Origin of the sequence: Acinetobacter marinus (assembly GCF_900096915.1) — a bacterium.
Taxonomy (GTDB): Bacteria; Pseudomonadota; Gammaproteobacteria; order Pseudomonadales; family Moraxellaceae; genus Acinetobacter; species Acinetobacter marinus.
Genome location: NZ_FMYK01000001.1, coordinates 259105 through 273022 on the forward strand (window position 1 = coordinate 259105; position 13918 = coordinate 273022).

Here is a 13918-nt window from a genome sequence, read left to right on the forward strand (position 1 = left end):
TACATTTATGCAGATGGTGAATTATTTTTGACTACTTAACGCCAGCTTAATTCCTAAAAATGCCAACGATCCTGCAAATACACGTTGAATCGCTCGACTGATTTTTTGGGATTGCATCAGATAATGGCTCATTTGATGGGCGATCAGACCATAGCCAATAAAGACAACCAAGGTCATCAGCATAAATACTAGTCCCAATGTGATCATCGCAGCGATCGGCTGAGTGGCTTGCTGTGGTAAGAATTGCGGTAAGAATGCCAAAAAGAAAATCGACAGCTTGGGATTTAATGCGTTAATTAACAAACCCTTATACGCAATACTAAATAGATTGTTTTGCTTGGTGTCTTGCGATTGATCAGACTTGGCTAAGTCATCTTTGTTGAGGTTTAAAAGATCACTAGAGCGCCAAACAGACCACGCCAGATAGAGTAAATAGACTGCACCGAGATACTTCAGCACCATAAATGCCAGCGCACTGGTATGAAAAATCACCGCCAATCCGCCCAAGCTGGCAAGGAGCGACGGCACGATACCGAAAGTACAGCCGATGGATGCAGCGATACTTGCACTTGCACCTTTGGTCAAACCATTGAAAATGGTATATAACACGCCCGTACCTGGGATCAGGATCACGATCAATGATGTGGTTAAAAATTCCCATGAGATGTGCATTTTTCTTCCTTATTTTGCAGACCACTATTATGCAAAGCGCTGATCTAGCAAGTATGCCATGAAAAGATCAACTGTCGACTAAACGCACCAGTTTTCTTTAGTACTTTTTAGTTTTCATCTTTCATTTCGTATTTCACATTCAGCGCATTGCTTTACGCTCAAATTTTTGATTTAGCAGATTAAATAAAGTAATGATCTTGCTGCTTACAGTGCAAGCAACTAAAAGAGACATATTCTTCAGTTGAATATTCAATGGTCAGATCACGGCTACCACATTGAATACAATGACATTCTGCGAAAAAACGGATTTTCGGCAAGATCAGTTGCCATGATTTCCATAAAGGCTGTTGATAGACCTTTTCATCAAGTTTTAAAAACCGATGCAGGAAAATCTCCGTCATTTGCGAGCGTGGCATATCTTGCGGACGGGATAAGTTTTGCGTTTCCCAATGTTGTTCGATGCCACGTTGCCGATATTCCAGCAGTGTTTTGCGTAGTCGGTTGGTATTCACATAATTTTGATTGGACGGCTGTAATAGCTTTTTTTCTGCTAAATAATTCAGCGCACGATCAATCAAAAAGTAGATTTGCGTCACGGCAAGTTCATTGAGTAATGTTTGAAAGTGATCAATCAAGGCTTGATTGCCATAAAACTGCACTTTTAACGCCAGGCAACGATATTGGCAAAAATGCAAAAGTTCATGTGCCAAGATCAGTTGCAATGTTTGTTTGACTTCATTACTGCTACGAAACGGTACGCCTTGACAAAAATCTCGATAGAACCAAGCACGAAGCTGTTCCGTGATACTGAGTAGGCTCGGCTCTCGATAACCTTGTAGCTTTAGGTTGGTATAATATTGTTCTGCATTTTCCGAGTGTTGTTTTTCTATAAGCGGTTTTTCCAGCAAATAGTCGTTATGAATCATTTGCTGTTTCAGCATTTTAAACAGTTGATAGCTCGGTGCGATCTGCGTGGAGCGATAATGGGAAAAATCCACAAATTGCGCATGCGCATGGTGATGATCGACCATGCCATCGAGCAAACTGAGTAAAAATAATTTTTCCAATAAACTTAAATCATCCAGCAGATATTCAACATTGTCTTCGGCACGTTGCTTTTGTCGTTGTTGTTCTTTGCGTTCGCTGTATAAACTGTTTTGAATCGATTTTTTGCGTTGCTTTAAACAATATTCGCAGTGACAACTTTGTCCGCCATTTTGCACGAACTGACAATGACCGCAATGTGAGCACTGATAATAGCTCATCGGCTGTTGATAATATTCTGCCTCGATCCAGTACATGGCTGCTTGACAGGCGGAACAATGCTGACTGGCATCCAATTGCTTTTGGAAAATTTGACTGACTTCGGGCATAGTACAGATTTGACGATCGAGTGAAAGTGGGAATGTGCTATTGTAAAGTATCCAACGTATTTTATCGTGTAAATTTTTAATCGATTGCCAGAAAAAGATTTAAAATCATTTATAATTTAACGACTTAATTTAATGAGCTGTGTAGGTGGATGATGTTAAAAAGCTATTTGATTCTTGCCTTTGCGATTGCGTGTGAAGTAATTGCGACCACCGCTTTAGTACGTTCAGAAGGCTTTACCAAGATGATTCCAGTTGCAGTGATGATTATTGGTTATGGCATTGCATTTTATTGTCTCAGCATCGTCAGTAAGACTATTCCGATTGGTATCACTTATGCCTTGTGGAGCGGTTTGGGCATTGTGCTGATTTCGGTTGTGGGTTGGATTTATTTGAATCAAAGGCTTGATCTGCCTGCGCAGATTGGCATCGCTTTCATTATTGTAGGGGTGTTGGTGATTAATTTGTTTTCAAAATCTGTTTCACACTAAGCACAAAAAACAATCGTGCTGTAGTCAATGTGCCTTTAAAATCAATCATTCGCCATTACTTAATATTGCATAGTTTAAATTGAATTCACATGAAAGGATAATTATATGAATATTGCTGTCGATACGCCTAGCGTCCCTGAAACCGTCTATTTAAAAGATTACACGCCACCTGCCTTTGCGGTGAGCAGCATCGACTTGGATATTCGTGTATTTGATACATACAGTGAAGTCACTGCCAAACTGGATATGCAACGTCAGCATGCAGGGGATTTGCTACTACTTGGGCGAGATTTAGAATTAAAATCAATCAAAATCAATGGTCAACAGCTTAGCCCTGAACATTATCAACTTGATAGCGAACAACTCATCATTGCCAATACACCTGATCAAGCAATGGTCGAAACGGTAGTCATCATTCACCCTGAGTCAAATACACAGCTCGAAGGTCTGTACAAAGCAGGTGATGATCTTTTTGTTACGCAAAACGAGCCTGAAGGCTTCCGTAAAATTACCTTTTATCCTGATCGTCCAGACGTGCTGTCGGTATTTACTACGCGTGTCGAAGCGGACAAAAAATTCCCTGTGTTACTTGCCAATGGTAACTTGATTGAAAAAGGTGAGTTGGACGGCGGTCGTCACTATACGGTTTGGCAAGATCCAACCAAGAAACCGAGCTATTTATTTGCCTGTGTGATTGGTGATTTACAAGTGTTGAAAGACAGCTACACCACCATCGAAGGGCGTGACGTGGCGTTGGAAATTTACGCCGAAGCCAAAGACATTCCAAAGTGCCATATCGCCATGCAAGCCCTGAAAGATTCGATGAAATGGGACGAAGTGCATTACGGTCGTCCGTATGATTTGGACAATTATATGATCGTGGCGACCAGTGCATTCAACATGGGCGCAATGGAAAATAAGGGCTTAAATATTTTCAATACCTCGTGTGTGCTTGCTGATCCTGAATACACCACCGATGCAGCGATCATGCGGGTGCAGTCGGTGATTGCCCATGAATATTTCCATAACTGGACGGGCAATCGCATTACTTGCCGTGACTGGTTCCAACTCTGTCTAAAAGAAGGTTTAACGGTTTTCCGTGATCAATCATTCTCGGAAGATTTGCAGTCGGCGGCGGTACAGCGCATTGATGATGTATCGGTGTTGAAGTCGCACCAATTCCCTGAAGATGCAGGACCATTATCGCATCCTGCACGCCCCGATCATTTTGTTGAGATTAATAATTTCTACACCGCAACGGTCTATGAAAAAGGTGCGGAAATTTCTCGCATGATGGCGACTTTATTGGGTAAAGAAAAATTCCGTCTCGGCACAGATGAATATTTCAAACGTCATGATGGGCAAGCCGTAACAGTCGAGGATTGGGTGGCAGCACTGAGCGCAGGTTCGGGTGTGGACTTGTCAGCATTTCTGACGTGGTACAACCAACCGGGTACGCCAACGCTCGAAGTCAATGAAGAATATGACGCCACCACGCATGTCTATACCTTGCGTTTAAAACAAAGCGTCAAACCACACACCAAATATCCAAGTCTTAAAGCTGTTCCGATTCCTGTTGCGATTGCGCTGTTCGATGCGGAAACAGGTGAGCAGTTTGAGCTCGATAGCGAGTCTCTGACTGAAAACCATGTCAAAGATGGCATGATTTTATTTGATCAAGATGAGGCGACGGTTCACTTTAACAACGTGACCAATCGCCCAGTGGTGTCATTACTGCGTAATTTCTCTGCACCTGTGAATCTTGAATTTGCCTATAACGATGCCGAGCTTGCGTTCTTGCTTCAGCATGAAACCAGTGGCTTTAACCAATGGCAGGCAGCGCAGTCCTTACTTGAAAACATTTTGCTGAAAAATCATGATTCAAGTGTGTATTTGGACGCCATTACCAATGCAAAATTGTTGCCTGAGTTGATTAAAACTGATCCAAATCTTGCTTCTCGATTATTGGATGTGCCATCAGAAAGCTATTTGGCAAGTCGCATAGATAGTGACTATCGTCCTGAAATTGTCGAAATCAAACGTGAAGCCTTGCTCAATGATTTAGCAAAACAATTTGGTGAGTTTTGGCAAAATATTTATTCAACACTTGATCCAAAGTCGCAAGCTGAGTTTAGCCAAGCGATGGGTATTCGAGCACTGCGGAATATTGCACTCACTATGATGGCTCGACAAGGTTCTACGGAAGTATTTGATTTAGCCTATCAGCAATATCAAATGACTGACAATATGACCGAGCGTCTTGGTGCGTTACGTGTTTTAGTTTGGTTTGATGCACCGCAAGCGTCGGATGCGTTGCAGGATTTTTATGATCGTTTTAAAGACGAAGATTTAGCGATTGATCAATGGTTTATGATCCAAGCAGCGCATCCTCGTGCCGACCAAGCAAGTATTGAGCAGTTGGTGGCACATCCTGATTATGATCTCGGTACACCGAATCGTATTCGAGCAATCACAGGCGGACTCGGCTCACGTCCTGTGAATCTTTGGGGAGATGTTGGGACGGCGCACTTTATCAACTTGGCAAAAATTATGGATCAGAAAAATCCAATCGTTGGCTCTCGCATGATCCAAGCCTTGTCACGTTGGTATACTTTGAGTGAACCTAAGCGCAGTGAATTGAAAGAAAAACTGCAAACACTACAAGGTCAAGCCAAATCCAAAAATGTGGTGGAAACCATCAATAGTATGCTGAATATTTAAGGGCTGGATTGATTGAGCTCATTTTTAACTGAGCATCTCAACTAAATGAGATAAAGTGCCTGATTTCGATCAGGCATTTTTATGCGCATAACACTTCAAATGAAAACTTTTTGAAGAAATGCTTTGAATAAGAATAATTTTCAAATAGAATTATAGCAATCTTACAGTACATTTCTAAATCAGTAAGGTTAGGATTTTTAAAGACAAATTTTTATTATAAAGTGAGTATAAACAATGTCAGGTCAATATCAATATGCGGGATTCTGGATACGCCTTGCGGCACTCATCATTGATGGCATAATTTTAGCCATTATCTTTACCCCGATTACCTTTTTATTTAGCTCAGATGCGGATCTGCAAAATCCAATGGCATTTACCACAGTCGATTTCATTACACAATTTATCGGCATCATTTTTGTGGTTTTCTGTTGGGTCAAATTTGCAGGTACACCTGGTAAACGTTTGTTAAAACTGAAAGTGCTTGATGAAGCCACAGGCAATCAATTGACGCTAGGACAAGCGATTCTCCGTTACATTGGCTACATTCCATCTGCGATCGTGTTTGGTTTGGGCTATTTGTGGGTGATTTGGGATGGTAAAAAGCAAGGCTGGCACGACAAGATTGCCAAAACTGTGGTGGTCAAAGAAATCAATTAACTTATTTTTATAAAGAAATGGCGCCTAGTGCGCCATTTCAGATTCTGATTTAGCTTGTTGATGATATTTAGGTAGTTTTAGCAGATGACAAGCCCGTGATCGCACCATAAAATAAAATAAATTTAGGCTTAGGATTTCTCCCGACATGATCAGCGCAAAAGAAGCATTACAACGACTTAAAGAGGGCAACCAAAACTTTGTCAACGGTGAAGTAAAGTACAAGCAATTTACACATCAAGAGCGTGCCGACCTCTCTGGCGGACAAGATCCATTTGCGATTATTTTGGGATGTTCAGATTCTCGAGTTCCTGCTGAAATCGTTTTTGATCAAGGGCTTGGCGATTTGTTTGTGATTCGTGTGGCGGGCAATATTGTCGCACCATCGCAAGTAGGAAGTGTGGAATTTGCGGCGGAACATTTTAGCTGTCCTTTGGTGGTGGTGCTGGGTCATAGTCACTGCGGGGCAATCCAAGCGACCATTGATACCTTGGTCAATCCAGATGTGCCACATTCGAGCAATCTGATGTCGATTGTCAATCGTGTCCGTCCTGCAGTGGAAATGCTATTTCAAACCGATCTAAAAAGTGATGTCGACAAACTGTCTAAACATGCTGTTCGTGCCAATGTTTTTGCATCAGTCAATCAATTGCGCCATGGTTCGACTGTGCTTGAAAATCTGACCCAACAAGGCAAACTCATGATCGTCGGTGCAGAATATTCTCTCGAGACAGGGCAAGTGGAATTTTTTGATTACTAGATGACTCATCGCTTGTGTTTGATGTGAGATGTAAGCTGTGAATTGCAACACAATGTGAGTGATTGACCGAAAAAGTGAATCTTGAGTTATTATTTACCTATAGCAATCCGTGCCAGTCATGTTATAACAGGTACGGAAAGATCAACGTGCTTTTTTTGCGAATAGTTTAGATTTATCCGATATGAATAAATTTATTGCAGCCGATTGATCAAAGTCTTTCAACAAGGAAAATTGAGGAATATTCATGCCTGCTTTTTTAACTGAAGATTGGTTTAATACCGTAGAACAACTTACTGCAGAAGCGGGAGATTTAAACTTACCACCTGCCTTAGAAAATTTAGCGATTAACTTGGTGGTTGCCAATGCTGATGGTTCAAATGCTGAACTGGCATTAGATGGCGGGAAAATCAAAAAAGGTTTGGCAGATAACGCAAAAACCACTCTCAACATGGATGCTGAAACGCTTCGTAAAGTTTTCTTAGAATTTGACTTAAATGCGGCAATGCAAGCATTTATGACAGGTCAAATCAAAGTGCAAGGCGATATGAGCCAGTTGATGGCGCTACAAACTGCTAAGCCAAGTGCCGAGCAAAAAGCCTTGTTCAAAAAAGTATTAGAAAATACCAACTAATTTTTCATTACTTTTTGATGATCCATAAAAAACTCAAACCGCGGTTTGAGTTTTTTTATTGCTGAAATTGGTTAATCTGAAAATGATAGAATCGATTGATTATTTAAAGAAATAACCCGTTTCAGGCGAGCTGGCATTGGCTAGACGTTTACGTGGCATGCGTCCAGCGAGAAAGGCTTCACGACCTGCTTCTACCGCCTTTTTCATGGCGCTTGCCATCAAGATTGGTTGCTGCGCTTGCGCAATCGCTGTATTCATCAGTACGCCATCACAACCTAATTCCATCGCTATCGCAGCATCGCTTGCCGTACCGACACCTGCATCGACCAAGACAGGCACTTTGGCATTTTCAACGATGATGGATAGGGTATGCGGATTCAAAATCCCTAATCCCGAACCAATCAGACTGCCTAAAGGCATAATCGCTACACAGCCCATAGACTCAAGCTCTTGCGCCACAATCGGATCATCTGAGGTATAGACCATGACATCGAAACCATCATCAATCAGCACTTGCGCGGCTTTAAGCGTTTCCACCACATTGGGATAGAGCGTTTCTTGATTGCCCAACACTTCTAATTTCACCAAGTTGTGTCCATCAAGCAGTTCACGTGCAAGTTGGCAGGTACGAATCGCACTTTGTGCATCAAAACAGCCGGCAGTATTTGGCAAAATGGTGTATTTCTCAGGAGGAATTACAGACAGCAGATTCGGTTGGCTTGGATCTTGTCCAATATTGACACGGCGAATAGCCACAGTGACGATCTCAGCGCCACTGGCTTCGATGGCTAAGCCTGTTTCGGTTAAATCTTTGTATTTACCCGTGCCGACCAATAGGCGTGAATGAAACTCACGTTGTCCGATTTTAAAAGATGAATCGCTGAAATGTCCGTGCTGTGTATTATGTTGCATAATGTCGCCTTTAACCTCCGCCTACGGCTTGAATAATTTCAATTTTATCATTGTTTTGGATCATGGTTTCCGCCAAACGGCTCTTTGGCACGATCTGTTCGTTTACTTCTACAGCAAATCTTTTATTTTCAAGCTGTAATGATTGTACTAATTCAAGTAAAGTGCGGAATTCTATATTTTGAGCTTCGCCATTTAAAAAAATATTCATCAATATATCTTCAATTTATCAAATTTAAATGATCATGTTAATGTTGTTTAAAGGCTTGCCAAGCCAAAGCCAACCAGCCAAGGATCATCAATAATCCACCAATCGGCGTGATCGCACCCAAGATACGTGGCATGCCTAAGCTCATGATGTATAGCGAACCACAGAAAAAAATGATCCCGATCTGAATCAGTAAAAAGGGCATTTTGATCGAAAATGCGGGTAATAATTTGGCCATGATACCAAGTAATAATAATCCCAAAGCATGGTAGAAAAAGTACTCAGTCGCCGTATGCCACCATGTCAGTTGCTGTGCATTGGCAATTTTTTGCAAGCCATGTGCACCAAACGCACCGAGCATCACGGCTAAGGCTAAATTCAGTGCGGCAATACCAATCCACATAATTGCTCCAAGCAGAGTGCTAAATATGAGTGCCAGTAGTATAGAGGAATGAGATTTAAAAGCCTATGTCTTTGCTTTTAAACATTGAATTATTTCAGATTTGAGAGAAGATTTAAAAATACGTTTGAGATGAATGTATGAAAAAATATCACCTATAAAACTTATGCTTTATAGGTGAGACGAATTGGAATGGCGTTTAATTCAAATATAATTCAATCAAACGAAACATTGAATCACCCCGCAGACATTGCTGTTTTGATCTTTTCCATGGCATTTTTTTCAAGCTGACGAATACGCTCTGCAGACACGTTATATTCCGCTGCGAGCTCATGCAAAGTCGATTTATTATCATCTAACCAACGACGTTGCAAGATACTACGTGAACGGTCATCAAGCTGTTCCATGGCATCATGTAGGGCATTGTTACTTTGCTCTTCCCAGTCTTCCTCTTCGACCAGACGAGCAGGGTCATAACGATTGTCCTCAAGGTATAGCGCAGGCGCAGTGTAATGACTTTCATCGTCATCATCATTTTGCGCTTCAAATGCTGCATCATAAGCGGTCAAACGACCTTCCATTTCCAGCACTTGCTCTGGGGTTACATTTAGATCGTTAGCAATCGCTTGTGCTTCTTCCAAAGTCAGTTTTTTACTGGATTTTTTTAGGCTACGCAGATTAAAGAATAATTTACGCTGCGCTTTAGTCGTCGCCACTTTGACAATGCGCCAGTTGCGGATCACATACTCATGAATTTCCGCTTTAATCCAATGCACCGCAAAAGATACCAAACGCACACCCATGGTCGGGTCAAAGCGTTTCACCGCTTTCATCAAGCCGAGATTGCCTTCTTGAATCAGGTCGCCTTGTGGCAAGCCGTAGCCTGCATAGCTCCGTGCAATATGAATCACAAAACGTAAATGTGACATCACCAATAGTTTGGCAGCATCTAAGTCTTGATCATAATAATAACGGTCGGCAAGTTCTTTTTCTTGCTCCGCAGTGAGAATCGGTATTTGATTGACCGTACTAATATACGCACCGAGGTTTACACCAGGTGCAGTCAATGACAGGGGCATCAATTGGTTGCTACTGTCAGTGGCCATGTAAGCTCCTTGATAGGGATGAAATTCCCAAAATCATATAATAATTAAACCTTAAGCACATGTAAGTAGGATTACGTATAAATGTGTAAGTAATTAATGCGATATGGTGCGTCTTGTAAAATTTAAAAGGGTTATTTTTCAATAAAATAGTGGAATTCATCATCAACGATCATTTGCTGGACAATTTTCAACTGTTGGATCTGACAAAAATGCGCCAAATCTTGTTGGCTATTGGGATCAGTCGCTTTGATTAAAATCAGTCTTTTTGAGTTTGAACTTTCGCTATTTGATTGATTTTTTTCAATCGTTTTCAGTAAACGCTTGAGCATCAGAATCGGCATTGGGCAAGGTTGATTGCGGGCATCGACGGTAAAATCGGGTGTGAGCTGCGAAGCGTTTTGCGTTGTTTCAGTTGCCATGATCAATCAAACTGCCAATCAAAAAATGAAATGTCTTGTGCTGATTTTAACAATAAAATCTTGGCAGTGCCTGTATCTTCTCGCCAGTCACCGAGGACAATGCGTTGTTTACCATTTTCTAAATGGTGAATCGCAGGGCGATGGGTGTGACCATGAATCAATACATCGACATTTTGAATTTGTTTAACGACTTCAGATTGATTGACATCGACAGGTTGGTAATGCGCATTTTGCTGACGGCTTTGGCTTTTTCGACGTGCATAATCCGCAAGACGACGTTTGAGATAAAACGGAAAAAGTTTTAAAAATCCAAGTAATGCAGGATTACGAATAATGCGTTTAAAGCGTTGATACTCCACATCATCGGTGCAAAGTGCATCGCCATGTTCGAGGCGAATAGTTAAACCTTGCCAGTCGTACACATAGGGTTCTTGTAGTAATTTTCCACCAAAACGATCTAAGAAGCGTTGTCCGAGCACGAAATCACGATTGCCACAGAGGAAATAGACTTGATTGCCAGTTGCGGTAAACTCACGGAGCTGCTTGACCATTGGCAATAGCCAGTCGCTTGGATCACGATCTGAGAGCCACGCATTAAACCAATCTCCGAGAATATACAGTTCGGTCGGTTCAGATTGATAGTGTGCCAATAACGATAAAAACCCTCGAATCAATCGAGGGTGATCATCAGATAAGTGCAGATCAGCAATGAATAATTGTTGCATGATAATTTCAGCCAAGCCTCTTTATGATCAAAAATAGAAACCCTCCCTAACCCTCCCTTAAAAAGGAGGGGACTCCTCCTCTTATTAAGGGGAGGTTGGGTGGGGATTAATATGTCATCTCATATTAGAGTTAGGGAAGATTATTTATTCAGCAATAATTTTTGCAGATTCGATCACCACGTTTTCAAGTGGTACGTCTTGATGATAGCCACGGCTACCAGTGCGCACGTTCTTGATCTCAGCCACAACGTCCATGCCTTCAACCACTTTACCAAATACTGCATAGCCCCAACCTTGTGCAGTTTTGCCAGTGTGGTTTAAGAAGCTGTTGCTTTTTACATTGATAAAGAATTGTGCAGAAGCAGAGTGCGGTGCTTGGGTACGTGCCATTGCCACAGTTCCTTCGTCATTGCTGAGACCGTTATCTGCTTCATTTTCGATTGAATCACGGGTCGATTTTTCTTTGAAGTTTTCATCAAAACCGCCACCTTGAATCATAAAGCCATCAATAACACGGTGGAAAATCACACCATCATAAAAGCCTTCACGAACGTATTGTAAGAAGTTTTCAGCGGTCACTGGTGCTTTCTCGGTGTTGAGTTCGAGTACGATACGACCTTTGTTGGTGTTAAGTTCAACTTGAGGAAAACTCATTTATTCATCTCCTGAGCATGGATTTTCAAAAAAGCCATGTGTTTTTGGTTGTGAGAAGGATAAGCAAACTGTAAACTTCATAGCAAGTAAAAAATTCAAAATTTCACACATACAACTTGCTATTTCGACCCTATTTGTCGAAAATTTGTATGAAATTTTATCCCACCCACCAATTTTAGTGATGTATGACTATGAGTTCAAATGATCTTGTGCAAAATGTGCCAAATTCTTCTTCCGCAAAGCAAAATGTTGCAGTAGATCAACAGGTACAGCAACAGCAAGCAGGTTTGGACTTTATCCGTCAAATCGTAACAGATGATGTCAAAGCAGGTCGTACCGATTGCGTGGTGACTCGTTTTCCACCTGAGCCAAATGGTTATCTGCACATCGGTCACGTTAAGGCGATTTGCCTAAATTTTAGCATTGCCGAAGAATTTGGCGGGAAATGTAATCTGCGTTTCGATGACACAAACCCAGATGCAGAAGAACAAGAATTTGTCGATGGCATTCAGTCTGATATTGAATGGCTTGGCTTTCATTGGGATGGTCAGCCACGTTATGCGTCGAGCTATTTCGAGCAGCTTTATCAATGGGCGGTGCAATTGATTAAACAAGGCGATGCCTATGTTGATCTGCAAACCCCTGAAGAAATCAAGCTGAATCGTGGTAGCTTCGTCGAAGTCGGAAAAAATTCACCGTATCGTGATGCTACGGTTGAAGAAAATCTCAGCCGTTTTGAACAAATGAAAAGTGGTGAAATGGGTGAGGGCAAAGCGGTGCTCCGTGCCAAGATCGACATGGCAAGCCCGAATGTACACATGCGAGATCCGATCCTTTACCGTGTGCTCGACAATGAACATCATCAAACTGGCGCACATTGGAAAATCTATCCAATGTACGACTATGCACATCCACTATCTGATGCGATCGAAGGCGTGACGCATTCACTGTGTACTTTAGAGTTTGTCGATCATCGTCCGTTCTATGATTGGATTGTTGAAAAGGTACACTCGCAAGCTGTACCACGTCAGTACGAATCTTCTCGTTTAAACGTGTCTTATACCATTACTTCTAAACGTAAATTACGTCGTTTAGTCGAAGTTAACTTTGTACACGGTTGGGATGATCCACGTATGCCAACCGTGGTTGGGATGCGTCGTCGCGGCTTTACTGCCGATGGTTTGCGTGACTTTTGCAAACGTGTTGGCGTATCAAAAACCGATGGTATCGTCGATGTGGCAATGCTTGAGTTCTGTATTCGCCAATCACTGGAAAATACTGCATCTCGTGCCATGGCGGTGCTCAATCCGCTGAAAGTGACTTTAACCAATTTGCCTGAAGCACTCACCTTAACGCAAAAACGTCATCCGAATGTGGATATGGGCGAGCGTGAAATTCCGCTCACTGATGTGATTTATATTGATCGCAAAGACTTCGAGGAAGTGCCACCAAAAGGCTTCAAACGCTTAATTCCTGATGGTGAGGTGCGTTTGCGTCATGCTTATGTGATCAAGTGCGATGAAGTGGTCAAAGATGAAAATGGCGAAGTGATTGAACTGAAATGTTCAGTCGATGTTGATACATTGGGTAAAAATCCTGAAGGACGTAAAGTCAAAGGCGTAATTCATTGGGTATCTGCGGAAAAAGGCGTACCTGCTGAAGTGCGTATTTATGATCGTTTATTTAGCGCCGAAGACCCTGAAGAAGGTGAAGATTTCTTGGACAATCTCAATCCTGATTCTTTGCAAATCGTCCAAGCTGTGGTTGAACCATCATTGGCACAAGCGAGTTCAGAAGATCGCTTCCAGTTTGAACGTGAAGGTTATTTTGTCGCAGATCGCTATGATCATACGGCGAAAAAACCTGTGTTTAACCGTATCTTGGATTTGCGAGATAGCTTTAAACCTGAGAAAGCATAAATCGATTAATTATCGATTTTGCTTTCGCAAGAAGACGAACAACTATGTTGCGAGTAGAAAGTAATGATTAAGTATCATTTTTTCATTTCGCAAGACTCGGAGCGTATGCTCCGAATGAAATAAAAATAGATTGAGAATCGATTAATTTTTCGCAAGACGAGCAATTTTAATTGCGAGTAAAAAATATAGATTGAGAATCCATATTTATTTCACAAGACTTGGGGCTTATGTTTCGAGTGAAATGTAATCGATAAACAATCGTAAAATGCTTTGCTTCCA

15 protein-coding genes are annotated in these 13918 nt (G+C 41.7%); 6 read left to right on the plus strand and 9 right to left on the minus strand.

Going from position 1 to position 13918, the window contains the following annotated elements:
- Positions 1-21: 21 nt before the first annotated feature.
- Positions 22-672, minus strand: coding sequence for a LysE family translocator (locus tag BLQ60_RS01195; RefSeq protein WP_092614816.1), 651 nt, complete (start codon positions 670-672; stop codon positions 22-24).
- 179 nt (positions 673-851) lie between these two features.
- Positions 852-2045: a hypothetical protein gene (locus BLQ60_RS01200; RefSeq protein WP_092614819.1), complete on the minus strand. Its 1194-nt coding sequence runs from the start codon at positions 2043-2045 to the stop codon at positions 852-854.
- 152 nt (positions 2046-2197) lie between these two features.
- On the opposite strand from BLQ60_RS01200, the gene BLQ60_RS01205 reads away from it, so the two are divergent.
- The 5 genes from BLQ60_RS01205 to BLQ60_RS01225 all read left to right on the plus strand — a co-directional run bounded on the left by BLQ60_RS01205 (position 2198) and on the right by BLQ60_RS01225 (position 7299).
- Entirely contained in the window at positions 2198-2533 is a 336-nt protein-coding gene (locus BLQ60_RS01205; RefSeq protein WP_092615962.1) for a DMT family transporter, read from the plus strand.
- 105 nt (positions 2534-2638) lie between these two features.
- Positions 2639-5254, plus strand: a complete 2616-nt coding sequence (gene pepN / locus BLQ60_RS01210; RefSeq protein ID WP_092614822.1) for an aminopeptidase N — start codon at positions 2639-2641, stop codon at positions 5252-5254.
- A 234-nt stretch (positions 5255-5488) separates the two neighbouring features.
- Positions 5489-5911 (plus strand): RDD family protein, encoded by a 423-nt coding sequence (locus BLQ60_RS01215; RefSeq protein ID WP_092614825.1) that lies wholly within the window; start codon positions 5489-5491, stop codon positions 5909-5911.
- 145 nt (positions 5912-6056) lie between these two features.
- Positions 6057-6668, plus strand: a complete 612-nt coding sequence (locus BLQ60_RS01220) for a carbonic anhydrase (protein ID WP_092614828.1) — start codon at positions 6057-6059, stop codon at positions 6666-6668.
- 244 nt (positions 6669-6912) lie between these two features.
- Positions 6913-7299: an SCP2 sterol-binding domain-containing protein gene (locus BLQ60_RS01225; protein WP_092614831.1), complete on the plus strand. Its 387-nt coding sequence runs from the start codon at positions 6913-6915 to the stop codon at positions 7297-7299.
- A gap of 99 nt (positions 7300-7398) precedes the next feature.
- Here the strand turns inward: BLQ60_RS01225 and BLQ60_RS01230 are convergent, their stop codons facing one another.
- From BLQ60_RS01230 to BLQ60_RS01260, 7 genes are all read right to left on the minus strand, one after another.
- A complete protein-coding gene (locus BLQ60_RS01230) occupies positions 7399-8211 on the minus strand; it encodes a thiazole synthase (RefSeq protein ID WP_092614834.1) in 813 nt (270 codons plus the stop codon).
- 10 nt (positions 8212-8221) lie between these two features.
- On the minus strand, positions 8222-8419 hold the full coding sequence (gene thiS / locus BLQ60_RS01235) for a sulfur carrier protein ThiS (protein WP_092614837.1): 198 nt from the start codon (positions 8417-8419) through the stop codon (positions 8222-8224).
- A 37-nt stretch (positions 8420-8456) separates the two neighbouring features.
- Positions 8457-8819, minus strand: coding sequence for a DUF423 domain-containing protein (locus BLQ60_RS01240; protein WP_092614840.1), 363 nt, complete (start codon positions 8817-8819; stop codon positions 8457-8459).
- Positions 8820-9052: 233 nt separating this feature from the next.
- Positions 9053-9922 carry an RNA polymerase sigma factor RpoH gene (gene rpoH / locus BLQ60_RS01245; protein ID WP_092614843.1) on the minus strand — a complete coding sequence of 290 codons (870 nt, stop codon included), beginning with the start codon at positions 9920-9922 and terminating at the stop codon, positions 9053-9055.
- A gap of 131 nt (positions 9923-10053) precedes the next feature.
- Positions 10054-10341 (minus strand): sulfurtransferase TusA family protein, encoded by a 288-nt coding sequence (locus BLQ60_RS01250; protein ID WP_092614846.1) that lies wholly within the window; start codon positions 10339-10341, stop codon positions 10054-10056.
- A gap of 2 nt (positions 10342-10343) precedes the next feature.
- A complete protein-coding gene (locus BLQ60_RS01255) occupies positions 10344-11066 on the minus strand; it encodes a UDP-2,3-diacylglucosamine diphosphatase (protein WP_092614849.1) in 723 nt (240 codons plus the stop codon).
- A 144-nt stretch (positions 11067-11210) separates the two neighbouring features.
- Positions 11211-11720 (minus strand): peptidylprolyl isomerase, encoded by a 510-nt coding sequence (locus BLQ60_RS01260; protein WP_092614852.1) that lies wholly within the window; start codon positions 11718-11720, stop codon positions 11211-11213.
- 191 nt (positions 11721-11911) lie between these two features.
- On the opposite strand from BLQ60_RS01260, the gene BLQ60_RS01265 reads away from it, so the two are divergent.
- Positions 11912-13639 carry a glutamine--tRNA ligase/YqeY domain fusion protein gene (locus tag BLQ60_RS01265; protein ID WP_092614856.1) on the plus strand — a complete coding sequence of 576 codons (1728 nt, stop codon included), beginning with the start codon at positions 11912-11914 and terminating at the stop codon, positions 13637-13639.
- Positions 13640-13918: the final 279 nt, after the last annotated feature.